The 23,208-nt window shown below is 73.9% G+C and carries 20 protein-coding genes; 8 read left to right on the forward strand and 12 right to left on the reverse strand.

Annotation, left to right across the window (positions count from 1 at the left end):
• Positions 1 to 247 (forward strand): hypothetical protein (locus ACZ52J_RS39590; RefSeq protein ID WP_465625911.1); only part of this gene is annotated, 247 nt, incomplete at its 5' end.
• Positions 248 to 413: 166 nt separating this feature from the next.
• Here the strand turns inward: ACZ52J_RS39590 and ACZ52J_RS39595 are convergent.
• The gene (locus ACZ52J_RS39595) at positions 414 to 1,418 is read right to left on the reverse strand and encodes a stage II sporulation protein M (protein WP_360507986.1); all 1,005 of its coding nucleotides are present in this window, start codon (positions 1,416 to 1,418) and stop codon (positions 414 to 416) included.
• A gap of 306 nt (positions 1,419 to 1,724) precedes the next feature.
• Between ACZ52J_RS39595 and ACZ52J_RS39600 the strand changes: the two genes are divergently transcribed.
• The gene (locus tag ACZ52J_RS39600) at positions 1,725 to 2,729 is read left to right on the forward strand and encodes an RDD family protein (RefSeq protein WP_465625913.1); all 1,005 of its coding nucleotides are present in this window, start codon (positions 1,725 to 1,727) and stop codon (positions 2,727 to 2,729) included.
• A 79-nt stretch (positions 2,730 to 2,808) separates the two neighbouring features.
• On the opposite strand, the gene ACZ52J_RS39605 is transcribed toward ACZ52J_RS39600, so the two are convergent.
• On the reverse strand, positions 2,809 to 3,444 hold the full coding sequence (locus ACZ52J_RS39605; protein ID WP_465625915.1) for a hypothetical protein: 636 nt from the start codon (positions 3,442 to 3,444) through the stop codon (positions 2,809 to 2,811).
• Between the two features lie 110 nt (positions 3,445 to 3,554).
• On the opposite strand from ACZ52J_RS39605, the gene ACZ52J_RS39610 reads away from it, so the two are divergent.
• Both ACZ52J_RS39610 and ACZ52J_RS39615 read left to right on the forward strand, forming a co-directional pair.
• Positions 3,555 to 4,067, forward strand: a complete 513-nt coding sequence (locus tag ACZ52J_RS39610; protein ID WP_465625917.1) for a SigE family RNA polymerase sigma factor — start codon at positions 3,555 to 3,557, stop codon at positions 4,065 to 4,067.
• The gene (locus ACZ52J_RS39615) at positions 4,064 to 5,167 is read left to right on the forward strand and encodes a hypothetical protein (protein ID WP_465625919.1); all 1,104 of its coding nucleotides are present in this window, start codon (positions 4,064 to 4,066) and stop codon (positions 5,165 to 5,167) included. The genes ACZ52J_RS39610 and ACZ52J_RS39615 overlap by 4 nt, the downstream gene beginning before the upstream one ends.
• 100 nt (positions 5,168 to 5,267) lie before the next feature.
• Here ACZ52J_RS39615 and ahcY read toward each other — a convergent pair whose 3' ends face one another.
• The 6 genes from ahcY to ACZ52J_RS39645 form a co-directional block, all read right to left on the reverse strand.
• Positions 5,268 to 6,716 (reverse strand): adenosylhomocysteinase, encoded by a 1,449-nt coding sequence (ahcY, locus tag ACZ52J_RS39620; protein WP_360507972.1) that lies wholly within the window; start codon positions 6,714 to 6,716, stop codon positions 5,268 to 5,270.
• 388 nt (positions 6,717 to 7,104) lie between these two features.
• Entirely contained in the window at positions 7,105 to 8,082 is a 978-nt protein-coding gene (locus ACZ52J_RS39625) for a cation diffusion facilitator family transporter (RefSeq protein WP_360507969.1), read from the reverse strand.
• Positions 8,083 to 8,166: 84 nt separating this feature from the next.
• The gene (locus tag ACZ52J_RS39630; protein ID WP_465625922.1) at positions 8,167 to 9,414 is read right to left on the reverse strand and encodes an SIS domain-containing protein; all 1,248 of its coding nucleotides are present in this window, start codon (positions 9,412 to 9,414) and stop codon (positions 8,167 to 8,169) included.
• A 60-nt stretch (positions 9,415 to 9,474) separates the two neighbouring features.
• Positions 9,475 to 9,657, reverse strand: a complete 183-nt coding sequence (locus tag ACZ52J_RS39635) for a Trm112 family protein (RefSeq protein ID WP_280686052.1) — start codon at positions 9,655 to 9,657, stop codon at positions 9,475 to 9,477.
• 136 nt (positions 9,658 to 9,793) lie between these two features.
• The gene (locus ACZ52J_RS39640; RefSeq protein WP_465625924.1) at positions 9,794 to 11,179 is read right to left on the reverse strand and encodes a phosphomannomutase/phosphoglucomutase; all 1,386 of its coding nucleotides are present in this window, start codon (positions 11,177 to 11,179) and stop codon (positions 9,794 to 9,796) included.
• 132 nt (positions 11,180 to 11,311) lie between these two features.
• Positions 11,312 to 11,677: a DUF3499 domain-containing protein gene (locus ACZ52J_RS39645; RefSeq protein ID WP_350520082.1), complete on the reverse strand. Its 366-nt coding sequence runs from the start codon at positions 11,675 to 11,677 to the stop codon at positions 11,312 to 11,314.
• A gap of 163 nt (positions 11,678 to 11,840) precedes the next feature.
• Here ACZ52J_RS39645 and ACZ52J_RS39650 point away from each other — a divergent pair, with 163 nt between their 5' ends.
• Positions 11,841 to 12,293 (forward strand): metallopeptidase family protein, encoded by a 453-nt coding sequence (locus ACZ52J_RS39650; RefSeq protein ID WP_360507960.1) that lies wholly within the window; start codon positions 11,841 to 11,843, stop codon positions 12,291 to 12,293.
• Between the two features lie 107 nt (positions 12,294 to 12,400).
• On the opposite strand, the gene ACZ52J_RS39655 is transcribed toward ACZ52J_RS39650, so the two are convergent.
• The 3 genes from ACZ52J_RS39655 to ACZ52J_RS39665 form a co-directional block, all read right to left on the reverse strand.
• Positions 12,401 to 14,128, reverse strand: a complete 1,728-nt coding sequence (locus ACZ52J_RS39655; protein ID WP_465625927.1) for a DUF5719 family protein — start codon at positions 14,126 to 14,128, stop codon at positions 12,401 to 12,403.
• A 6-nt stretch (positions 14,129 to 14,134) separates the two neighbouring features.
• Positions 14,135 to 18,109, reverse strand: a complete 3,975-nt coding sequence (locus tag ACZ52J_RS39660) for a glycosyltransferase (protein ID WP_465625929.1) — start codon at positions 18,107 to 18,109, stop codon at positions 14,135 to 14,137.
• A gap of 208 nt (positions 18,110 to 18,317) precedes the next feature.
• Positions 18,318 to 18,590 carry a WhiB family transcriptional regulator gene (locus ACZ52J_RS39665; RefSeq protein ID WP_063349134.1) on the reverse strand — a complete coding sequence of 91 codons (273 nt, stop codon included), beginning with the start codon at positions 18,588 to 18,590 and terminating at the stop codon, positions 18,318 to 18,320.
• Positions 18,591 to 19,360: 770 nt separating this feature from the next.
• On the opposite strand from ACZ52J_RS39665, the gene ACZ52J_RS39670 reads away from it, so the two are divergent.
• From ACZ52J_RS39670 to ACZ52J_RS39680, 3 genes are read left to right on the forward strand one after another with little or no spacing between them, the layout of a single operon-like run.
• Entirely contained in the window at positions 19,361 to 19,888 is a 528-nt protein-coding gene (locus ACZ52J_RS39670) for a cysteine dioxygenase (RefSeq protein WP_360507998.1), read from the forward strand.
• A gap of 41 nt (positions 19,889 to 19,929) precedes the next feature.
• Positions 19,930 to 20,889, forward strand: coding sequence for a 2-phospho-L-lactate transferase (gene cofD, locus ACZ52J_RS39675; RefSeq protein ID WP_360507951.1), 960 nt, complete (start codon positions 19,930 to 19,932; stop codon positions 20,887 to 20,889).
• On the forward strand, positions 20,886 to 22,184 hold the full coding sequence (locus ACZ52J_RS39680; RefSeq protein ID WP_465625931.1) for a coenzyme F420-0:L-glutamate ligase: 1,299 nt from the start codon (positions 20,886 to 20,888) through the stop codon (positions 22,182 to 22,184). Before cofD ends, ACZ52J_RS39680 begins: the two co-directional genes overlap by 4 nt.
• A 74-nt stretch (positions 22,185 to 22,258) precedes the next feature.
• On the opposite strand, the gene ACZ52J_RS39685 is transcribed toward ACZ52J_RS39680, so the two are convergent.
• Complete coding sequence (locus tag ACZ52J_RS39685) at positions 22,259 to 23,188, reverse strand: DNA-3-methyladenine glycosylase family protein (RefSeq protein WP_465625933.1); 930 nt, start codon at positions 23,186 to 23,188, stop codon at positions 22,259 to 22,261.
• Positions 23,189 to 23,208: the final 20 nt, after the last annotated feature.

Raw genomic sequence — 23,208 nt, forward strand, 5'->3', positions numbered from 1 at the left:
GACTTTTGGCACGCTGTTGAGTTCTCAAGGAACGGACGCTTCCTTCGGACCGCCTTCCAGCGGACCCTCCGGGCTTCGTTCTTTCGTGTTTCCAGCTTACCAGATGTTTTCCGCTCCGTTTTCCGGAGTTTCATTCATCCGATTCCCGCTGGCGGGATTTCCTGCAAACTTCGCTCCGAAGCTTATCAAAGCTTTCGGTGTGCTCAGTTCGTGGGATTTGCTTCGTCGGAGGGCGCGCATTTCGTGAAACGCGCTCGCCTCGATTCGGCGGTGTCGTAGACACTAACGCCCGGGCCCGACCGTTGTCCAGTCAGTCCCAACCGTTCAAACCTACTAGCCCACCCTCACCACGTCAATGGTTTGGCCGGGATGAGAGAAGACTAGCAGGTCAGAGGAGTGCTGATCACATCGCCTCAGGCCGCGACGGGCTGCAGGTCCGCCCGGTCGGCCGCGTCCACATCACCGGATTCTCCGCCTTCCGCGGCCTTTCGGCCCAGCACGAGGGCGTACAGAAGGAAGGCCAGCTCTGCCAGCGCACCGATGGCGATGCGCGCCCAGGTGGGCAGGCCGGACGGGGTCACGAAGGCTTCGAGGATGCCGGAGACCGCCAGCACCGTCGTCAGCCCCATCGCCATTCCGATGATCGAGCGGCCCTGTTCCGCCAGGGCCACCGCACGCGTGCGCGGACCGGGGGCGATGACGGTCCAGCCGAGGCGCAGGCCGAGGCCGCCGGCCACGAAGACCGCGGTCAGCTCCAGCAGGCCGTGCGGGATGAGCAGACCGAGGAAGACGTCGAGGCGTCCGGCGGAGGCCATCAGCCCGACCCCGATGGCGAGGTTCACGACGTTGCCCCACATCACGTAGAGCACCGGAATGCCCAGCGCGATCCCGTAGAGCAGGCACTGCACGGCGATCCAGGCGTTGTTCGTCCAGACCTGCGCGGCGAAGGAGCTGGCCGGCCGGTCCGAGTAGTAGGCCTCGTACTGTCCGCCGGGGCGGGTCAGCTCCCGCAGACGGTCGGGGGCGACGAGGCTGTTGCGGACCTCCGGGTGGGTGGCCACCCACCACGCGAGCACGGCGGTGGCGAGCAGCGAGACGATCGCGACCGGCACCCACCAGCGGCGCGCGCGGTAGAGCGCGGCCGGGAAGCTCACCGTGTAGTAGCGGGCGACGTCCTGCCAGCCGTTGGTCCGGGAGCCGGTCACCGCGCTGCGGGAACGTGAGACCAGGCTGGTCAGGCGGCTCAGCAGCGCCGGGTCGGGCGCGGCGGCCTGGACCTTGGCGAGGTGGCCGGTGGTGCGCTGGTAGAGGGTGACCAGTTCGTCGGCCTCCTCTCCGCTGAGCCGGCGCCGGCGTGCGAGGGCGTCCAGCCGGGCCCACTCCCCCTGGTGGGTGGCGACGAAGACGTCCAGGTCCATTCGGCGGCTCCATGATCGGCGGTGGGCGCGGACGTGCGTGCGCGGGCGGGCGGGTACGCGGCGGGCAGGCACGTACGGACAGGTGCGGCCCAGCATGCCAGCAGGGGCCCGGGTCGCGGCCTCCGGGATCTCACTTCCCGTGCGCCCACCGGGCCCCGTATGTTTGCGGCTGCGGATCAGACTGCGGCGGGCGGAGCCTGGGGGGCCGATCCGGGCCGATTCCCTCCCCGGCGCTGCCGCCCCCGGCGGTCCCGGATCCCCATGGGCGAGCCGTACGGGCTCCAAGAACGTGAACGGACAGGTGTCTTGAGCGACCTGGTGACGGGTGAGGCGGTCGTCCTCGGCCTGCAGACGGCGAAGCTTCCGAGCCGGGCATTGGCGATCGTGCTCGACCTGCTCGTGGAGTTCGCCGCCCTGCTGGTGGTCACGCTGCTGCTGGGCGTCGTGCTGGTCGACATCGACAGCGCGGCGCTGGCGGCCGTCATGATCGGCCTGATGGTGTTCTTCCTGGTCGCTGTCCCGGTGATGGTCGAGACCTTCAGCCACGGACGCTCGCTCGGCAAGGCCGCACTCGGCCTGCGGGTGGTGCGCACCGACGGCGGCCCGGTGCGGTTCCGGCACTCGCTGGTGCGCGGGCTGGTCGGTTTCTTCGAGCTGATCGCGCTCACCGGCTCCCCGGCCGTGATCACCTCGGCGGTGCACTCGGAGGGCAAGCGGCTCGGCGACATCTTCGCCGGGACGGTGGTCGTGCGTGAGCGCACCCCGGGGGCGGGCGGCTCCGCCACCCCGCTGCCGCCGGTGCACCCGCACCTGCTGCAGACGATGGGCCACGAGCTGGTCGCGATGGACTTCTCCGCGGTTCCGGAGCCGCTCTGGCTCGCTGTCCGCCAACTGCTCGGCCGGATCGGCCAGTTGGACCCGGCGGTGATGAGCCGGATGACCGCCCGGCTGGCCGACGACCTGTCCGACCGGATCGGCCACCCGGTGCCCCCGGGGCTGCACCCGGCGGCGTACCTGGGCGCGGTGCTCACCGAACGCCAGCGGCGGGAGTGGCTGCGCGCCCAGCAGCAGCTGTGGGCGGCCGCGCCGATACCCGTGCAGGTGCCCGTGCCCCGCCCGGCCTCCGGCCCGGTGCCCGGCACGGCCGACGGACGCCCCCTCCGGGTCCTCGGCATCCCGACGGCGCCCGTACCGACCGCACCCACCCCGGCCGGACCGGTCGCACCGGTCGCACCTCTCGCACCGGCGGCCCAGCCGGCCCCGTCCTTCGACAAGCCCGCCGCCGGCACCGGCTTCGCCCCGCCCTCCTGAGGCCTCAGGCGTTCTGACGCCCGACGAGGACCCCGCTACGAGGACCCCAAGGGGGCAAACACCCGAACCCGGCGGGCCCCTACTCCTCGTCCCCCACCCGCCAGGCGTTCGGCGGAGACTCCAGTTCCTCCAGCTCGACCCCGTCCGCCGACAGCACCACGTCCCCCGCCAGGTGCACGACCTGCTGCTCCCCCGTCTCCAGGTCCGCGACCTGGTACCGCTCGACGAGCAGCGGCCCCGAGTCCGTCTCGTGGGTGTCGACGCCCTCCAGCAGCCATCCCTGGTCGAGGGTGCGGGGTGCCAGCACCGGCTCGGTGAACGCCACCAGCCGCACCCGCGCGCTCGCCCCTTCCCGCAGCCGCAGCAGCCGGGCGGTGGCGACCAGGAAGCCCGGCGAGCGGCCGGTGAAGGCGTGCGCCCGGTCGTGTCCCTCCACCGTGTGCTCGCCGCCCGGGTCGGCCGCGTCGGTCCGGACCCAGGCGACTCCGTCCACCGCGCCGCCGCGCACCTGCCAGCCCCCGGCCCGCAGTTCCATCCGCAGCGGCCGGGCCCGGGAGTCCAGGGTGAGGTCGACGCCGCCGATCACCCGGCCGTCCGGCGCGTAGGTCTTGGAGACGTACCGCCACCCGGCCGGCCCGGGAGCGCAGCTGAAGCGCTCCTCGCCGAGCAGGACGTGGTCGTGCGTGTCGGAGAGGGAGTAGCGGCCGTTGGGCATGCCCGAAAGCCTACGTGCGCACGTCGCGTGCAACCTTCTCCGGTGGTGCGCGCATTAGGGGGGTGGACGGCGCCGGAGCGGTGCCGCCGCCATGACGAGAGGGGGTGCGGATGGCGAAGCAGACGCGCGACGAGGAGTTCACGGAGTACGTGGCCTCCAGGACCGGCTGGCTGCGGAAGGTCGCCTATCTTCTGTGCGGGGACTGGCACCGGGCCGACGACCTGGTCCAGGAGACGATCACCAAGCTGTACGTGAACTGGTCGAGAGCCGCGCGGATGGAGAACCGGGACGGCTACGCGCGCCGGGTACTGGTCAACACCTTCCTGGCCGAGCAGCGCTCCCCGTGGTGGCGCCGCACCGTCCGTTCCGGGACCGATCCGGACGCGGCGGCCGGCGGTGTCGACCTGGACGCCGCCCTCGACCTGCGCCGCGCCCTCGCCGCCCTCCCGCCCCGCCAACGGGCCACGGTGGTGCTGCGCTACTACTGCGACCTGTCGATCGAGCAGGCCGCCGAGGCCCTGGGCTGCTCCTCCGGCAACGTCAAGAGCCAGAGCTCCCGCGCCCTGGACACCCTGCGCGGCAGGCTCACCGCCCGTCCCGCCGTCGCCGAGAGGATGTCATGAGCACCATCGACCCGCACGACCTGGCCAACCGTCTGGCGGCCCTGGCCGACGAACCGGCACCGCCTCCGGGCTTCGACGCCGGCCGGTCCCTGGCCGAGGGCGCGACGCGGCTTCGCCGGCGCAGGCTGGCCGTGATCGGCACCGTCGCGGGCGCGACGGCCGCGGTGGTGGCCGGCGGCGCCCTCCTGTTGCCGGGCAGCGGCACCGCCGCCCCCGTGCTGCCCGCCGCACCCACGGTGGCCACCACCGCACTCCCGACGCTCGCGCCGTCCCCGACCGCCACACCGTCCCCGACCGCCGCACCGGATCGGGCCGGGGCCGACCCGCTGACCCCCGAGCTCCGGTTCGGCTGGCTGCCGGAGTGGGCCGGCGGTGACAACGGCGTGGGGTACCAAACCGCCTTCCACGGAATCCAGTTGCAGGCGAGCGGCCGGGGCGAGGACGCTCCGCAGCTGCAGCTCTCGCAGTACCCGGCCGGGTCCCGTCCCCCGATGACCGGGGCACCCGGAAGTGCGGTCCGCACGGAGGAGGCCGAGCCGGTCGACGGCCGGACCGCCTACTGGGTGGTCTCCGACGCGCAGCCGGACTACCAGCACACCCTGCGGTGGCTGACGCCCTCGGGCCGCTGGGCGGAGCTCGCGGGCTCCGGCGGCCGGCCCGCGGACATCACGCGGGAGGTCCTGCACAAGGTGGCCGTCGGGGTCCGGTACGGCACGTGGGACGTCCCGCTGCCGGTCCGGATCACCGGACTGCCCACGGCGTTCAAGGTCACCAACGTCCGGCTGGCGCGTCCGGACGCGGACGCCAAGGTCCCCTGGAGCATGTGGCTGATGCTGGAGGCGGAGGGTAGGAATGTCTGGTTCAGCGTGAAGCCGTCCACCCCCGGGTCGCCGGCGTCGCCGACCGGGAAGAACGGGTCGCCGGACACCGGCCCGAACCCGCAGTCGTGCTCCGCGGACAACGGGGTGCAGGTGTGCGTCGGAGCCGGGGCCGAGCTGCCGCCCTCGCTGGCGCAGCTCGGCGGACTGCCGTGGATGCTCGCCCACACCAAGGCCCTCGGCCCGGACGCGAGCGCCTGGACGACCGACGTCATGCGCTGAGCCGACCGGAACGCGCCGAGCGGGACCGGAACGCGCCGGTGGCCGGCACCCCCGCGTGGGGGGTGCCGGCCACCGGCGTTCGTACCTCAGCGGCACCGCATCAGTAGCGGTACTGCTCCGGCTTGTACGGGCCCTCGACCGGAACGCCGATGTAGTCGGCCTGCTCCTGGCTCAGGGTGGTCAGCTTCACGCCCAGCGCGTCGAGGTGCAGGCGGGCGACCTTCTCGTCCAGGTGCTTCGGCAGCACGTAGACGCCGATCGGGTACTGCTCGGTCTTCGTGAACAGCTCGATCTGCGCGATCGTCTGGTTCGCGAAGGAGTTGGACATCACGAAGGACGGGTGGCCGGTCGCGTTGCCCAGGTTCAGCAGGCGGCCCTCGGACAGCATGATGATGGTGTGGCCGTCGGCGAAGCGCCACTCGTGGACCTGCGGCTTGACCTCGGTCTTCACGATGCCGGGGAGCTTGGCCAGGCCCGCGATGTCGATCTCGTTGTCGAAGTGGCCGATGTTGCCGACGATCGCCTGGTGCTTCATCTTCTCCATGTGCGAGGCAAGGATGATGTCCTTGTTGCCCGTGGTGGTGATGAAGATGTCCGCGATCGAGACGACGTCCTCCAGGGTGGTGACCTGGTAGCCGTCCATCGCCGCCTGCAGCGCGCAGATCGGGTCGATCTCGGTGATGATCACGCGGGCGCCCTGGCCGCGCAGCGACTCGGCGCAGCCCTTGCCCACGTCGCCGTAGCCGGCGACGACGGCGACCTTGCCGCCGATCAGCACGTCGGTGGCGCGGTTGATGCCGTCGATCAGAGAGTGGCGGCAGCCGTACTTGTTGTCGAACTTCGACTTGGTGACGGCGTCGTTGACGTTGATGGCCGGGAACAGCAGGTTGCCGTCACGGTGCATCTCGTACAGGCGGTGGACACCGGTGGTGGTCTCCTCGGTCACGCCCTTGATGGTGGCGGCGACCTCGGTCCACTTGTTCGGGGTGTCCTTGAGGGTGCGGTTGAGCAGCTCCAGGATGATCCGGAACTCGTCGTTGTCCGCGGTGGACGGGTCCGGCGCGGCGCCGGCCTTCTCGAACTCGACGCCCTTGTGGATCAGCAGGGTGGCGTCGCCGCCGTCGTCGAGGATCATGTTCGGGGTCTTGCCGTCAGGCCAGGTCAGCGCCTGCTCCGTGCACCACCAGTACTCGTCCAGGGTCTCGCCCTTCCAGGCGAAGACCGGCACGCCCTGCGGGTTCTCCGGGGTGCCCTCCGGGCCGACGGCGATGGCGGCGGCCGCGTGGTCCTGGGTGGAGAAGATGTTGCAGGAGCACCAGCGGACCTCGGCACCGAGCGCCGTCAGGGTCTCGATCAGCACGGCGGTCTGGATCGTCATGTGCAGCGAGCCGGTGATGCGGGCGCCGGCCAGCGGCTGCGACTCGGCGTACTCGGCACGGATCGCCATCAGACCGGGCATCTCGTGCTCGGCCAGCTGGATCTCCTTGCGGCCGAACGGCGCCAGGGAAAGGTCGGCGACCTTGAAGTCACCGGTGATGTCGGTCGACATGCGTCTGCTCCTCGCTGATGGGGTGGGGCCAAAGGTCCGGGCATGTGTCGCGCGCGGCAGGCCGTACGGGGGCACGGCCACGCCTGGGCCACCGGATCCCCGCGGTGGCGGACCGGCTCCCTACTGCGCAGCACAAACCGTCGGAGGACCTCTCTCCCTCGACCGGCGCACACGTTACGGGTGCGGACCGCCGATCGACCGCCATCAGCAGCGACGTTCTGGCTCTGGGGACGAATCTACACCGATGGCCCCATCGGCCGTCTGTCGATGACCGATTTCGGTCCCCGACCCGACCGGAGCTCGAGCCTCGCCCCAGGCCGTCCCCGGCGGCCCCGAGTCCCGCCCCGCGTCCCGCCCCGAGTCCCGTCAGTGCACGGCCCGAGGGCCGTCAGTGCGCGGCCTCCGGGCCCGGGCCGCCGGGCGTGGCGGCCGGGTCCTCGCCCGCCGCGGCCTTCTCGGCGCTGTAGACGTCGGGCTCCAGGTAGATCGCGCGGGCGATCGGGACGGCGGCCCGGACCCGCTCCTCCGCCGCGTCGATCGCCGCCGCCACCCGGGCGGCGCTGTCCTCGGCGTTGACAGCGATCTTGGCGGCGACCAGCAGTTCCTCCGGGCCGAGGTGCAGGGTCCGCATGTGGATCACTCCGGTGACTGCGCGGCCGTCCACCAGCGCCTCGCGGATCCGCCGCACCGACTCCTTGTCGGCGGATTCGCCGAGCAGCAGCGACTTGGTCTCCAGGGCGAGCACCGCGGCGATCACCACCAGCAGGAGGCCGATGCACAGGGAGCCGATGCCGTCCCAGACGCCGTCCCCGGTGATCACGGTGAGCGAGACGCCGAACAGCGCGAGCACCAGGCCGATCAGCGCGCCGGCGTCCTCCAGCAGCACGACCGGCAGCTCCGGCGCCTTGGCGGTGCGGATGAACTGCGTCCAGCTTTGGTCGCCCTTGACCTTCGCCGACTCGCGCACCGCGGTGAGGAAGGACCAGCCCTCCATCGCTATGGCGAAGACCAGCACGCCGACCGCCCAGCCCCAGGAGTCCAGCGCCTCCGGGTGGTTGACCTTGTGCCAGCCCTCGTAGATCGCGAACAGGCCACCGACGCTGAACAGCACGATGGCCACCAGGAAGCCGTACACGTAGCGCTCGCGGCCGTACCCGAAGGGGTGCTCCTCGTCCGCCACCCGGCGCGCCCGCTTGCCGCCGACCAGCAGCAGCACCTGGTTGCCGGAGTCGGCCACCGAGTGCACGCCCTCTGCCAGCATCGAGGAGGAGCCGGTGAAGCCGAAGGCGGTGAACTTGGCCGCCGCGATCGCCAGATTGGCGGACAGCGCCGCCACCAGTGCCTTGGTGCCGCCTTCGGTACTCATGCCAGGGGTCCTCACGGGTCGGTCTCGGTCAGCGTCGTCGAGCGCTTACCGTACCGGCCCGGCGGCCCGGCCCGGTCGACCGTCTCAGGACTGCGCGGCGGCGAGGCCCAGGTAGACGGCGGCGAAATCGGTCAGCGCGACCAGGTCGGCCAGCCCGTGCAGGGCGTCCGGCCGGGCGCTCGCGTACTCGGTCAGCCGGACGTCGTGCGCGGCGGCCAGCCGGTGCGCCCGGCTCACACCGAAGCTGCGCGGGCCCGCGTCCTCCTCCGGCACCTCGGCCGGTCCGTCCTGCTCCTCCGGCGACCCGCCGGCCGGGCCCGGGACGTGCCGCAGCAGCAGGACCTGGAGGTGCAGCGGGTCCGGCTCGTCGACCCGGTCGCGGAAGAAGTCGTCCGGGTCCGCGCCCGCGCCCAACTGCCCGGTGAACATGCCGCGGTGGGCGGTGAGCACCTGCGGCAGCTCCCCGGCCAGGGCCGGGCGGCCGGCCCGGTCGGCCAGCTGGGCCGCGAAGCGGGCGGCGGCCGCTCCGGCGATCGGGCCCTCGGCCCACAGCAGCGGAACCGTCCCGGCCAGCCGCGCGGCCAGGCCCTTCGCCGGGTTGGTGTACGCGGCGGCGTCGGGGCGGCAGCGGACGGCGGTGGCGTCCAGCAGGTCGGCGACGCCGGGCAGCGCGTCGTACGGCAGCTGGGTGAGGCCGATCTTCTGGGCGAGCGCCAGCAGCGGGGTGAGGTGGGACCAGAGCGCGGCCGGGTCCTCGGCCGGCAGGTCCGGCTCGGCGGCCGCGGCGGGCGGGCCGTCCTCGGGCAGCACCGAGGTCACGTACGGCAGCGGCAGCGCGCGCACCTGCAGCGCGGCCCCGGCCAGCGGGCTGCCCGCCGGGGCGGTCACGACGATCGCGCAGCCGCGCGCGTAGGCCTGCTCGGCGAGGCCGATCAGGCCCTGCTCGCCGCCGTCGGCGGAGCTGATCACCAGCAGGTCGAGCGGGCCGGCCCAGCCGGGCAGCTGCCAGCCGAGCCCGGCGGTGAAGACGGGCGGGGCGCCGGCCCGGTCGGCGCGCGGGGCGGTGGCCTCGGTCGGCGGCAGCGGGACGACCAGGCTCGCGGTGCCGGCCAGCACGGCCACCATCTCGGCGGCGGTCAGCGCGCTGCCGTGTCCGGCGATCAGGACGGCGCGCGGTCGGCCGTCCGGGCGCAGCCGGTCGAGGCCGGCCGTGTCGGCCTGCCGCAGCGCGGTGCGGACCCGGGCGCCGGCGCCGGCCAGGGCCAGCAGGGCGCGGTCCTGGTCGGCGCGCAGGAGGGCGGCCGGGTCGTCGAGCAGGGTGTCGTCGAGCATGCGGCTGGCCTCCGGCTGCGGTCCTGGGCGGCTGGCGGGGTGGGGCTTCGCCCCCAAGGATCAGGCCGGGCGGCGGGCCTCGTCCACCAGGAGGACCGGAATGCCGTCGCGGACCGGGTACGCGAGGCCGCAGTCCGCGCCGGTGCAGACCAGCTCGGGCTGCTCCTCGGTGCCGCCCTCGGTGAGCGCGGCCCGGCACTGCGGGCAGACCAGGATCTCCAGCAGGAAGGATTCGAGCTTCATGGGGCTCTCCATAGTTCGGTGACGGCACGGAGGTGCCCCGGCCGATAGGCAACCCTACCGGCCGGGGCACCACGCGCTGAGGTCAGGCGCGTCCGCTCGGGCACGTCCGCTCAGGCGCGTCCGCTCGGGCGCTCGTTCAGCCGCGGACGATGGCGAGCACGCCGTCGCGCAGCTCGGCCATCTTCGCCGGGTCCTTGGCCTCGACGTTGAGGCGCAGCAGCGGCTCGGTGTTGGAGGCGCGCAGGTTGAACCACCAGTCGGGGCCGGCCACGGTCAGGCCGTCCAGCTCGTCGACGGTGGTGCCCTCCAGGCCGGCGTAGGCGGCGCGGACGGCGGCAGTGCTGGCGGCCTGGTCGGCGACGGTGCTGTTGATCTCGCCGGAGGCGGCGTAGCGGTCGTACTCGGCGGTGAGCTCGGACAGCGCGTCCGGCTGCCCGCCGAGCGCGGCGAGCACGTGCAGGGCGGCCAGCATGCCGGTGTCGGCGCGCCAGAAGTCGCGGAAGTAGTAGTGGGCGGAGTGCTCGCCGCCGAAGACGGCGTCGGTGACGGCCATCTCCTGCTTGATGAAGGAGTGGCCGACCCGGGTGCGCACCGGCTTGGCGCCCAGCTCGCGGACCACCTCGGGGACGGTCCAGGAGGTGATCAGGTTGTGGATGACGGTCGGCTCGGCCTCGCCGGCGGCCCGGGCGCGGGCGATCTCGCGGGCGGCGACCAGGGCGGTGATCGCGGACGGGGAGACCGGCTCGCCGCGCTCGTCCACGACGAAGCAGCGGTCGGCGTCGCCGTCGAAGGCCAGGCCCACGTCGGCGCCGACCTCGCGGACCTTGGCCTGCAAGTCGACCAGGTTCTTCGGGTCGAGCGGGTTGGCCTCGTGGTTGGGGAAGGTGCCGTCCAGCTCGAAGTACATCGGGACGAGCTCGATCGGCAGGCCGTCGAAGACGGTGGGCACGGTGTGGCCGCCCATGCCGTTGCCCGCGTCCACGGCGACCTTGAGCGGGCGGATCGCGGTGAGGTCGACCAGGCCCAGCAGGTGGTCGGCGTAGCCGCGCAGGGTCTCCTGCTCGGAGAGCGCGCCGGGCTTCACGTCCCTGGCCGGGATGGTGACGGTGTCGTCCTCGGCGGTCCAGGACTCGACCAGCTCGCGGATCTCGGACAGGCCGGTGTCCTGGCCGACCGGGGCGGCGCCGGCCCGGCACAGCTTGATGCCGTTGTACTGGGCCGGGTTGTGGCTGGCGGTGAACATCGCGCCGGGCAGGTCGAGCTTGCCGCTGGCGTAGTAGAGCTGGTCGGTCGAGCAGAGCCCGATCTGCACCACGTCGGCGCCGTAGGCCGCGGCGCCCTGGGCGAAGGCCAGGGTGAGCGACGGGGACGAGGGACGCATGTCGTGGCCGACCACGATCGCGGACGCGCCGGTGACCTGTACGAACGCGGCACCGAAGGCCCGGGACAGGCTCTCGTCCCACTGGTCCGGGACGACGCCTCGGACGTCGTACGCCTTCACGAGCTGCTTGAGGTCGCGCACTGCGGCTCCACCCTGGTCTCTGTACTGGTCGGTCGGGATACGTCGGGCCACCGCCCGCCCGGTCGACGGGCGCGGTGGCGGTAGACCGGCAGCGTACCCGGGCCGGACGAACGCCCCGTGCCAGGAGAGGCGTCAGTTGTCGGGCGAGCGCAGCACCCGGAGGTGGCCGCGGCGGCTGCCCTCGGTGGACTCGCCCTCGGGCGCGCGGCCCTGACGGGGGGTCTGCGGGCGGGCGGCCTCGCGCACGGCGTTGGCGAGGGCCTCCAGGTCGTCGCTGCTGCGGCGCAGCGGCCCGGCCTCGGCGGCGAGCCGGACGACCTCCCAGCCGCGCGGGGCGGTGAGGCGCTCGGCGTGTTCGGCGCACAGGTCGTAGCAGTGCGGCTCGGCGTAGGTCGCGAGCGGGCCGAGGACGGCGGTGGAGTCCGCGTAGACGTACGTCAGCGTCGCGACGGCCGGCCGGCCGCACGCGGTCCGCGAACAACGACGTACAGAGCTCACGAGGGTGGACGGTACCGCACTCCCCGCCGGGGAGCGAAGACCGCCTGCCCGGAGGGTGTGCCGTGTCGTCTCCGAGCGCCGGGGCCGCGTATCGACCGCCCCGGGCGATTCCCCGTCGGAGTGGTCCACTTCCGACCGTCCAAGGACTACTCTCGGCAGTGATATGGACAGCTCCGCACCGCAGTCATCGACAGGCCCCGCGCGCCGCCCCCGGCACCGCGACCGGCACGGCAGGGGGCTGCGCGGACCGCTGGCGCCGCCGCAGGTGCCGATCTCGCTCACCCGCTCCGAACTGTTCGACGACTACGTGCGCGAGTCGGTGGAGCGGTTGGAGCGGCGTTGGCCGCAGCTGATCGAGGTGGAGTTCGCCGTCCAGGAGGTGCCGCTGCGCGAGCCGGACGGCGCCGACGCCGAGGACGGTGTGCCGCTGGGGCGGGTCTCGCCGGGCAAGCAGGGACACAAGAGCCAGATCGTGGTGTACCGGCGGCCGGTGGAGATCCGGGCGAAGACCCGGGAGGACCGCGCGGCGCTGGTGCACGAGATCCTGATCGAGCAGGTCGCCGAGCTGCTGGGGCTCTCACCGGACGCCATCGACCCGCGCTACGACGAGGACTGAGCCGGGGACCGAAGCCAGGACCGAGACGGGGATCGAGCGGTCGGGGGCGGCACCCGGAAGGTGCCGCCCCCGTCGCTTGCTCGGTTTGTTCGGCGTGCTCGGCTTGCTCAGTGCAGGACGATGCCCGGGTCCTGGGCGGCCTGCGGGACCTTGACGGTGCTGTGGTCGTCGCGCAGCGCCTGGACGGTGAACATCGGCACGTCCTTGGTGGGGATGGAGAGCATCCGGGCGGCGACCACCGGGCCGCCGGAGACGGTCTCCACGGTGAGCGCGAAGACGCCGTTCAGCCCGGCGGGCTCGGGCGCCGGGAGGGCGACCGTGCCGCCGGCCGGGAGCTGGACCTCCTTGGTGGCCGGGGTGCCGCCGCCGCTGCCGGCCGAGGCGGTGACCCGGACGGTGGCGGCGTCGCCGGTGGAGGTCAGGTAGAGCGTGGAGCCGCCGGCCCGGTTGTCGGCGACGGTGGCGCGGGCGCCGACCGGATCGCTGCCGGTGAGCCAGGCCGCGTCGGTCTTGCCGTTGGCCGCCGCCCGGTCGACCCGCAGCCCGGCCACGACCGGGGTGGGGTGCTTGGGGTCGCTGGGCGACAGCCGCAGCCCGGCCACCTCGTCCCGGGTGACCTTGCCGAGGTCGACGGCGGCCACCATGCCCGCCTTGACGTGGATCGACTCGTTGCCGGCCGGGGTGAACCAGCCGTTCTTGCCGGAGAGCTGGATCTTCAGGTCGGCGTCGTCCTCCGGCGGCGCCCAGATCACCAGGCGCGCGGCGGCGGTGTCCGCGGGCAGGCCGGGCAGCGCCTGGGTGGCGGCCGGGGCGGCCGAGGCCGGGATCCAGTCGGCGCCCTTGTTGCCGTCGGCGGCGTGCAGCGCGGCGCCGACCCGGCCGGAGCGGACCACCACGTGCACGGCGAGGTCGGTGACGGCGCCCTTGCTGAGGGTCGACAGCAGGACGGACTGGGAGCTGCCGGGGGCGACGGTGAGGCCGTTGGCGGCGTCGTTCTCGATCAGGCCCTTGTCGCCGTACAGCTTGATGTCGACCACGGCGGCGGAGGACTCGGTGTTGACCAGGCTCAGGTAGTCGACCCGGTCGCCGGCCGTGCTGGCCCCGGCGAACCAGAAGCTGGTGCCGGCCGGGGTGCAGGTGAGGCCGGACAGGCCGAGGCCGCGCTGCTCGGTGACCACGGTGGTCTGGGTGACGGTGAAGCCCGGGGCGAGGGCGCCGGTGGCGACCGCCCCGGTGCCGGACGCGGTGTCCCCGTTGGCCGCCGGGCCGGTGGCCGGGGTGCCGGGCTTGGTCAGGGTCAGCCGGGCGTCCGCGGGCGCGGCGTTCTTGTCCTGGGCCGGGGCGGTCGGGGCGCCCGAGCCGGTCGGGGCCGGGGTGGCGGGCGCGGTGGCCGCCGGGGCCGAGGGGGTTCCGGAGGGCTGGGCGGCGGGCACGGCTGGCGCGGCCGCGTCGGAGAGCCAGCCGGCGCCGCCGGTGGTGGAGCCCGTCCCGGGCGGGGTGTAGGCGGAGAGCGTGGTCGAGCCGGTCAGGCCCTGCAGAGGCTGCGGGCAGACCGCCCCCGTCCGCTCGACCTGCGCGGTGGTCGGGGCCGCGGCCCCGTCCGCCGTGGCCGGGGCGGCCGGCGGGCGTACCTCGGCGATGCCGAACACCGCCGCGAGCACCACGGCCGCGGCGAGCAGGGACGGGGTGGTCTTCGTCCCGCCGGTCCTCCCGGCGGGACGGCCGGCAGGATCGGCGGCGGGAGCGGACGCGGCCGGCTCCGGCGCGACGGCGGTCCCGACGGGCTCGGGGGCCTCGTCGGCGCCGGACTTCTTCCTGAATGCGGGCTTCTTCATCGCGGGTCAGCTCCCCGATCCGGGCTGGTGCGGGTACCGGCCGGTGCCGTTGGGGTCGTTCGGGTCGTAGGAGGGCTGGGCCTGCGGCTGCCCCGAGGGCCAGGGCTGCTGGTGCTCCGGCTGCTGGTACCCGTCGTAGCCGTACTGCTGGTGCTCCGACGGGTACGGCTGCTCGTAGCCCTGCTGGTCATAGCCCTGCTGGGGGTAGGCCTGCTGCTGGTGGCCGTCGTACCCCTGACTGTCGTAGCCCTGGCCGTCGTACCCCTGCCCGTCGTACCCCTGGGCCCCGTAGCCCTGGCCGCCGTACGGCGCGGCCACCGGCTGCTGGGCCGCGTACTGGTCGTAGCTGTACGGGTCGGCCTGCTGGTACGTCTGGTACGGGTCGGTGTACGGCTCGGCCTCCTGGACGGCGGCGGCCGCCTGGACCGCCTCGGTCACCGGTTCGCCGGCCGGCTGCGCCGGGATCGCGCCCGGCCGGCTCTCGTACACCCCGGCCTCGTCGGCGCCGGGCTCGCCGCCCTCGCCGCGCTCGGCCATCCGGCGGGCCCGGCGGCTGCCGGGAGCGGGAGCCTGCGCCTGGGCGGCGGCGGCCAGCGCGGCGGCGGCCACCACCTCCTCGGGCAGGTCGTCGTCCTTGTGGCTGCGGCGGCCGGGCAGGGCCAGCACCAGGATGGTCAGGCCGAGCAGCACCTGGGCCCAGATCCAGCCGGTGTGGGCGAGGCTGCCCTCCCGGGTGACGGTCAGTTTGCCGCCGCCGGCCGGGAGCTTGAAGCCCTGCGCCCAGCCGTCGACCGTGGTGGGCTCCAGCGCGGTGCCGTCCACGGTGGCCTTCCACTCGGGGGCGGCGGACTCGGCGAGGCGCAGCACCCGGCCGTCCGGGCCGGCCGGGACGGTGGCCGCGAGGTCGCGGGTCCCGGACGGGACGGCCACCGGGTCGGCGCCCGGGCTGGTGATCACCGCGCGGACTGCGGGCGCTCCGCTGACCTGCCAGAGCGCGGTGCCGTTGTCCTGGTTGGTCTTGACCAGGCCGGGCGTGGTGTCCAGGACGTCCTTGAAGACGCCGATCACCGGCTGCTCGACCAGCACGTAGGCGATGCCGTAGCCGGCCAGGGCACCGGCCTGGTCGGCGCCGGAGCCGGCCAGCAGGCTGCCGACCGTCTTGTTCAGGCCGTCCTGGGTGCCGGTCGCCGGGTCGACGGTGGACTCGGCCTGGCCGAGCGTCAGGCCGGCGCCGCGCAGCACGGTGTAGCGGACGGCGCCGCCGCTCTTCTCCCCGGTGACGACGAGGGTGCGGGCCCGGTCGGTGGTGCCGGCCTCCTCGGCGATGAAGGCGGGCACCTGGCCGGCGTCGGCGCGGTTCAGCGGCTTGCCGGCGCCGGTCAGCGCCCACCACAGGCCGGTGCCCAGCGGGGCCAGCACGGCCGCGGCCACCACCAGGGCGGCCACCGGCTGGCGCCAGCCGAAGGCGATCCCGGCGACGCGGGCGTTGGCGCCGTCGGCGCCGATCGCGGCCGCGGCCAGCAGGGCGATGCCGGCGATCAGGGTGGCCGGGCCGGCCCAGGCGGGCACCGCCTGGCCGCCGGAGGCCGGGGTGACGGAGGTGCCCGCCACCGCGACCGAGAAGACCAGGCCGGCGCCGGCCGCGCCCCAAGCGGCGAGCACCGCACGGCGGCGGTCGGCGCGCAGCAGCGCGGCGAGCGCGGCGAGCACGACACCCGCCGACAGCCAGATCGGCGGCACGCCGGCGCCGCCCGGGTTGACCAGCAGCAGGCCGGCCGCGCTCGCGCCGGTGCCGTGCAGGCCGGGCAGCCCGGCCTCCAGCAGCAGCGACTGCGGGTGCGACAGCACCTTGAGCGACCAGGGCGCCAGCACGGCGACCGGGACCGCGAGGATCACCAGGACGCGCAGGCCGAGCAGCCGCAGCGCCGTACCGCCGGAGCCGAAGGCGCCGCCGCGCAGCACCGCGACGACCAGTACCGCCAGGCAGAGCGGCACCGCGAGCGCCCAGGTCAGCGGGACGAAGGCGGTGGCCAGGGAGAGCAGCAGGACGGCCATCCAGACCGGTCGCCAGCCCGGGCGGGCGCCCTTGGCGGCGCTCTCGTCCCGGATGCCGAGGCCGGCCGCGATCGCGGCGGCGCGGGCCAGCGGCGGCAGCAGCACGGCGAGGACGGCGGTGCCGATCCGGCCCTGGGCGAGCGCGCCGGTCGCGGCGGGCAGCAGCGCGTAGGTGGCGCTGGCCCAGGCGCGGACCAGCTTGGAGTCCAGCAGCGGCCGGGACACCAGGTAGGCGCTGACCGCGGACAGCGGGACGGTGAGCACGACGAGCACGGTGAGCGCGAAGTCGGCGTGGTCGAACAGCAGCCAGGAGAGCACCGCGAGCACGCCGAGGTACGGCGGTGCGGCGGCGGTGGAGCCGGTGCCGACCGGGTGCCAGGCGTCCGCGTACATCGACCAGAGGCCGCCCGCGCCGTCGGAGGCGGGCAGCAGGGCGCCGCCGAACAGCTCGCCGCTGCCGAACAGGCCGCGGCAGGCGATCAGGGCGAACACCAGCAGGGCCGCGAACAGCACCGGCGCCGGGCGCCGGGCGAGCTTCTTGATCAGCGCGAACTGCTCGACGACCAGGTCCTCGGAGTCGTCGTCGCCGCCGGCCTCGACCGAGCCGTGCCGGCTGCCGGTGTCGTCGCCGCCCCCTATCCCGAGCGAGCCGATAACGCCCTCGACGGCCAGCCGGGTGGTGGCGCCGGGCGCCGGGAAGAGCGTGCGGTCGTCCAGGGCGTCCGCGGCCCTGGTCCGGGCGCGGCGTTTGCGGGCGGCCAACAGCCTTGGGAACCGGACCAGTTCGTGGCCGAGCCCGGCGAGTTCGTCGACGGCCTGGCGCGGGTCCTTGCCGAGCAGGTTGGTGACGGCCCGCAGCAGGGTGCCGAGCACCAGCCGCAGCAGGACGTAGGGGAAGAGCGCGCCCCGGCAGTTGGCGAGCAGGGTGTAGACGGCGCCGGCCTTGTCCACCCGGTGCGGGTGGGAGGAGGCGCAGTCAATGGCGCGGCGCTCGCGGGCGGAAGCCTCGGCGTGCCGCAGCACGGCGTCGGGGGCGACCACGACGCGGTGGCCGGCGGCGTTGACCCGCCAGCAGAAGTCGGTGTCGTCCCGCATCAGCGGGAGGGCCTTGTCGAAGCCGCCGAGCTCCTCGAAGACGTCCCGGCGCACCAGCATGCCGGCACTGGAGACGGCGAGCACCGGACGGACCTGGTCGTGCTGGCCCTGGTCCTGCTCGCGGCGGTCGAGGCCGGTCCAGCGCCGCCCGGAGCGGGCGATCGTCACGCCGACCTCAAGGAGCTGGCGGCGGTCGTACCAGCTGCGCAGCTTGGGGCCGACCACGGCCGCGCTGGGGGTGGAGTCGGCGACCTGGAGCAGGCGGCGCAGCGCGTCGGTCTGCGGCTCGCAGTCGTCGTGCAGCAGCCAGAGCCACTCGACCGGCTCGGTCTCGCGCGGGCCGCCGCGGCCGAGGTCGTCCTCCTGGGCGAGCGGGTCGCCGAAGTCGTCCCAGCCGCCGGTGACCGGGTCGTAGCCGGAGGGGTCGAGCCGGTAGGACAGGTCCTCGGGGCGCAGCGGCGGGCTGTTGAAGACGGCTTCGGCGACGGCGGTGCCGAAGCCGGCCCGGCGGCCGAGGACGAGCGGGCCGCTCTCGGGGAGCCAGTCGGCGAGGGTGTCGGCGAGCAGCTGCTGGGAGTTGTCGGTGGAGCCGGTGTCGACCGCGAGGACGCGCTGGACCTGGCGGTCCTGCCCGAGCAGGCCGGCCAGCGTCTGCGGGAGCCAGCGGGCGCCGTCGTGCGAGACGATCACGGCGGTGACCAGGTGGCGCGGGTAGGCGGGTGGCCGGGAAGCGGTGAAGCCGCTCTGGTGGCTGTAGACGGTCATCGAGTGCGCGGGCCCCAGTTCTCGGTGGACACAGCCGGTGAACGGCAACCGGATGGCGCACCACACTAACGGCTCCTGGTGGACGGTTCGTCCGGGGTGCCGGTGCGGGGACGGTGAAGGAGGCCGCCGGGGAGACCGTGGAGGAGGCGGTGGGAGGGGCGGCGGGGGAAGGGGCGGGAACACGAAAGCGCCCCACCACCACGGTGAGGCGCCCGTACAGCTGTGCGATTGTCCGTCGCTGTCGAACGGTCAGCGGGGCCCGGGGGCCGCCCCGTCAGACCGCGCTCTTCTTGAGCCGACGGCGCTCGCGCTCGGAGAGGCCGCCCCAGATGCCGAAACGCTCATCATTGGCGAGGGCGTACTCCAGGCACTCCGAGCGGACCTCGCAGGCGAGGCAGACCTTCTTGGCCTCGCGGGTCGAGCCGCCCTTCTCGGGAAAGAAGGACTCCGGGTCGGTCTGAGCGCACAACGCGCGCTCCTGCCAGCCGAGTTCCTCCTCTTCCTCCGCGATGCCGTCCCCGATCAACAGCTCAAAGAGCTCGCTCATGTGGCGCGCCTCCTCTGCCCCTACTTGGCGTCCCCGTGGTTGCCGTTGCCTCGTGCGGCTGACGACACGAGTGAAATTACAGTTGCGTCACTCTGGCCCAGTCAAGCCGAGCTCTGGTATTGGGGCCAGGATTCACTCCCCGGCACCAAGCCGTTACGAATAGTGTACATATCCGGACACAACGGACCTTCTGCCGTAAGGCCCTGAACAGTGCCGAACCGTCCGCAACCATCCGCCAGGTGACCCTTGGTCACCACCACAGGCCGGTCATCGGCCTGCCTTCCCGGCGATCTTCCCATCGAAACATAGAGAGTGATGAATCACCCCATCAGGGCAAGATCCGGACCGAATCCACTCGAATGCCTCATCCTTCCGTTTGACACCGACCCTGCGGATGCGGTGTCCTTTCCCCTATGTCAGAGTTCGCCAGCCCCCGGAGCGGTTCCACGCTCCGCCGTGCCGTGAACTCTTGTTGTCGCCTCTGTTCCTGCTGTATCTAGGCGCCCGCGTCCCACCGCGCGCCGCCCCCAGGAAGCACAGAGGCCGCCCGCGATTCCCGCCCCAGGACATCCCGGATCCGGCTGATCCCGACGAACCAGCCGACTCCTCCGAGGACGACTCCCGTGCGCATCATCCGCATCCGCCGGCGGAACCGCGACCGCAACAGGCTCGCCCGCCTTGGCCTCACCCCCAGCCACTCCCCCCGCCACCCTGACCGGCAGCGCCGGACGGACGGGCAGCGCTGGACGGACGGGCTCAGCGACGTCTCCATCGCCGGCGACCCGCTCGCCTTCCCGCACCTGGCCCGCACCGACCTGCCCGCCCACCCCACCACCGTCGCCGGCTACGCCCGGCTGGTCCGCGAGATCGCCGCCGACCGCGCCCGCTGGGAACCGCTCGTCCGCTACGACGCACTGACCCGCTGGTACGCCCGCCTGGCCACCGGCCCCGGCTACGAGATCTGGCTGCTCAGCTGGCTGCCCGGCCAGAGCAGCGGCTTCCACGACCACGGCGAGTCCTCCGGCGTGATGACCGTCGTCCGGGGCGAGCTCATCGAGCGCTCCCTCACGCACGCGGGCGAGGGCGCCCGCACCCTGAAGCCCGGCGGGCAGCGCGTCTTCTCCTCCGGCTACCTGCACGAGGTGGTCAACGGCGCGCTCGAACCCGCCGTCTCCATCCACCTCTACACCCCCGGCCTCACCGAGATGAACCAGTACGGCGCCACCGCCCTCCCCGAGCAGCACGCGCAGCAGCACGCGGACCAGCAGCAGGCGCAGGCGCAGGCCGAGGCGCACTGACGCCGGGCTGACGGACGGTCCGATCGTGGCAGGATGACCCCATGCGCATCGTGGCACTGGCAGGCGGAATCGGCGGAGCGCGCTTCCTGCGCGGGCTCCTCGCGGCGGTCGGACCGCAGGACGAGATCACCGTCATCGGCAACACCGGCGACGACATCCACCTCTACGGCCTCAAGGTCTGTCCCGACCTCGACACCGTGATGTACACCCTCGGCGGCGGCATCCACGAGGAACAGGGCTGGGGCCGGACCGACGAGACCTGGTCGATCAAGAACGAGATGAAGGAGTACGGCGTCGGCCCCGAGTGGTTCGGGCTCGGCGACCGGGACTTCGCCACCCACCTCGTCCGCAGCCAGATGCTCACCGCCGGATACAGCCTCACCCAGGTGACCGAGGCGCTGTGCGTGCGCTGGAAGCCCGGCGTGCGGCTGCTGCCGATGAGCGACGACCGGGTCGAGACGCACGTGCGGATCACCGACGAGCAGGGCACCCGGGCGATCCACTTCCAGGAGTACTGGGTCAAGCTGCACGCCGCCGTGGACGCCGAGGCGATCATCCCGGTCGGCGCCGACACCGCCAAGCCCGCGCCCGGCGTGCTGGAGGCGATCGCCGCGGCCGACATCATCCTCTTCCCGCCGTCCAACCCGGTCGTCTCGATCGGCAGCATCCTCGCCGTCCCCGGCATCCGGGAGGCCGTCGTCGCCGCCCCGGCGCCGGTCGTCGGGCTCTCCCCGATCATCGGCGGGGCGCCGGTGCGCGGCATGGCCGACAAGGTGCTCGCCGCCGTCGGCGTCGAGGCGACGGCGGAGGCGGTCGCGCTGAACTACGGCTCCGACCTCCTCGACGGCTGGCTGGTCGACACCGCCGACGAGGCGTCGGTGGCCGCGGTCGAGGCCGGCGGAATCGCCTGCCGGGCCGTCCCCCTGCTGATGACCGACATCGAGACCACCGCCCAGATGGCCTGGGCCGCGCTCGCACTGGCGGATCAGGTCCGCTCGTGACCGCGCCGCTGCAAATCCTGGGCATCGAGGGGATCCCGGAGGTCGATGCCGGGGCCGACCTCGCCGAGCTGATCGCCAAGGCCGGGACGTATCTGGACGGCGACATCCTGCTGGTCACCTCCAAGATCGTCAGCAAGGCCGAGGGCCGGCTGCAGCACGCCGCCGACCGCGAGGCCGCGATCGACGCCGAGACCGTCCGGGTCATCGCCCGGCGCGGACCGGTCCGGATCGTCGAGAACCGCAACGGCTTCGTCATGGCCGCCGCCGGCGTCGACGCCTCCAACACCGCCCCCGGCACCGTGCTGCTGCTGCCCGAGGACCCGGACGCCTCGGCCCGCGCGCTGCGGGCCCGGCTGCAGCACCTCACCGGCCGCCGGCTCGCCGTCGTCGTCACCGACACCTTCGGGCGGCCCTGGCGCAACGGGCTCACCGACGTCGCGATCGGCGCCGCCGGACTGTCCGCCCTGGACGACCACCGCGGGCGCACCGACAGCCACGGCAACGCGCTGGAAATGACCGTCACCGCGACCGCCGACGAACTCGCCGCCGCCGCCGACCTGGTGAAGGGCAAGGCCACCGGCGTCCCGGTCGCGGTCGTCCGCGGGCTCGGCCACCTGGTCACCGCCGAGGACGGCACGGGCACCCGGCCACTGGTGCGGCCCGCCACGGACGACATGTTCCGGCTCGGCACCTCCGAGGCACTGCGGCAGGCCGTCACCCTGCGGCGCACCGTCCGCTCCTTCACCGCCGAACCGGTCGACCCGGCCGCCGTCCGCCGCGCGGTCGCGGCCGCCGTCACCGCGCCCGCCCCGCACCACACCACGCCCTGGCGGTTCGTGCTGCTGGAGTCACCCGACACCCGCACCCGGCTGCTCGACGCGATGCTCGCCGCCTGGCAGCGCGACCTGCGCGAACTCGACGGCTGGGACGAGGCCAAGATCGCCCGTCGCACCGCCCGCGGCGACGTCCTGCGCGACGCGCCGTACCTGGTGGTGCCCTGCCTGGTGATGGACGGCTCGCACGACTACCCCGACACCCGGCGCGCCGGCGCCGAACGGGAGATGTTCACCGTCGCCGTCGGCGCCGCCGTACAGAACCTGCTGGTCGCCCTCACCGGCGAGGGCTACGGCTCCGCCTGGGTCTCCTCCACCATGTTCTGCCGCGACACCGTCCGCGCCGCCCTGGACCTGCCCGCCGACTGGGACCCGATGGGCGCCATCGCCGTCGGCCGCCCCGCCGAGCCGCCCCGCGAACGCCCGGAACGCAGCGCCGACACCTTCATCGAGGTGCGGTAGGGATCAGCGGCCCCGGGAGATCCCGCGGCGGTTGCCCACCGACCCACGCGGGTGTACACCGGGGCGGCCTCTCCTCAGCGGTGGCGGTGGTCGTTGGGGGTGAGGCGGGGGCCGTAGCGGGGGGCGCGGGCGCCGACGGCCAGCAGGAGGCGGCAGAGCCGGTGGCGGTGCGGGCGGAAGGGCTCCAGGAGGGCGAGCATCTGGGCGTCGTCGCTGCGGGGGCGGCCGGCCAGGGCCCAGCCGACCAGGTTGGGCAGGTGGAAATCGCCGACCGAGACCGCGTCCGGGTCGCCGTTGCTGCGCTGCAGGGTCTCGGCCGCCGTCCAGACACCGATGCCCGGCACGGCGGTGAGACGGGCGAACGCCTCCCCGTGGCCCATCGCCGACGCCTCCTCCAGGCGCGGCGCCAGCCGGACCGCCCGCATCACGGTCGCGGACCGCTTCGGGTCCACGCCCGCCCGGTGCCACTCCCAGCTCGGTATCAGCGCCCACTCCCGGGCCGACGGCGCCACCCGCATGCCCTCGGCCGGGCCCGGCGCCGGGGTGCCGAAGTCCCGCAACAGGGTCCGCCAGGCGCGGTAGGCCTCGTCGGTGGTGACCTTCTGCTCCAGGATCGCCGGGACGAGGGACTCCAGCACCAGACCGGTCCGGCTCAGCCGGACCCCGGCGGTACGGCGCTGCGCGTCCCGCAGCGGACCGGGCGGCAGCACCAGCGCCTCCGGCTCGTCCTCCGCGCCCAGCAGCACGGGGAGCCGGTCGAGCAGCCAGTCCGCGGCAGGACCCCAGGCGGTCGCCTCGACATCGCCCGCGGCGGGGTGCGACAGCACGCGCAAGGTACCGACACCCGCCGGGGTACGGGAGGCGCGCCAGACGGCGCCGTCCCCGGCGGTCCGGTACGACGGGTCGGCGGGGCCGCGGCGCAGCGGCAGCAGCGTCCGGGCCGCGTCCAGCGGGAAACCCGGCCGCCAGCGCCGCACCGAGCCGCCGGCCGTACCGTCCGCCACTGCCGTCGCCTCCTTCGCTG

The organism is Kitasatospora sp. NPDC034035 (assembly GCF_055575755.1).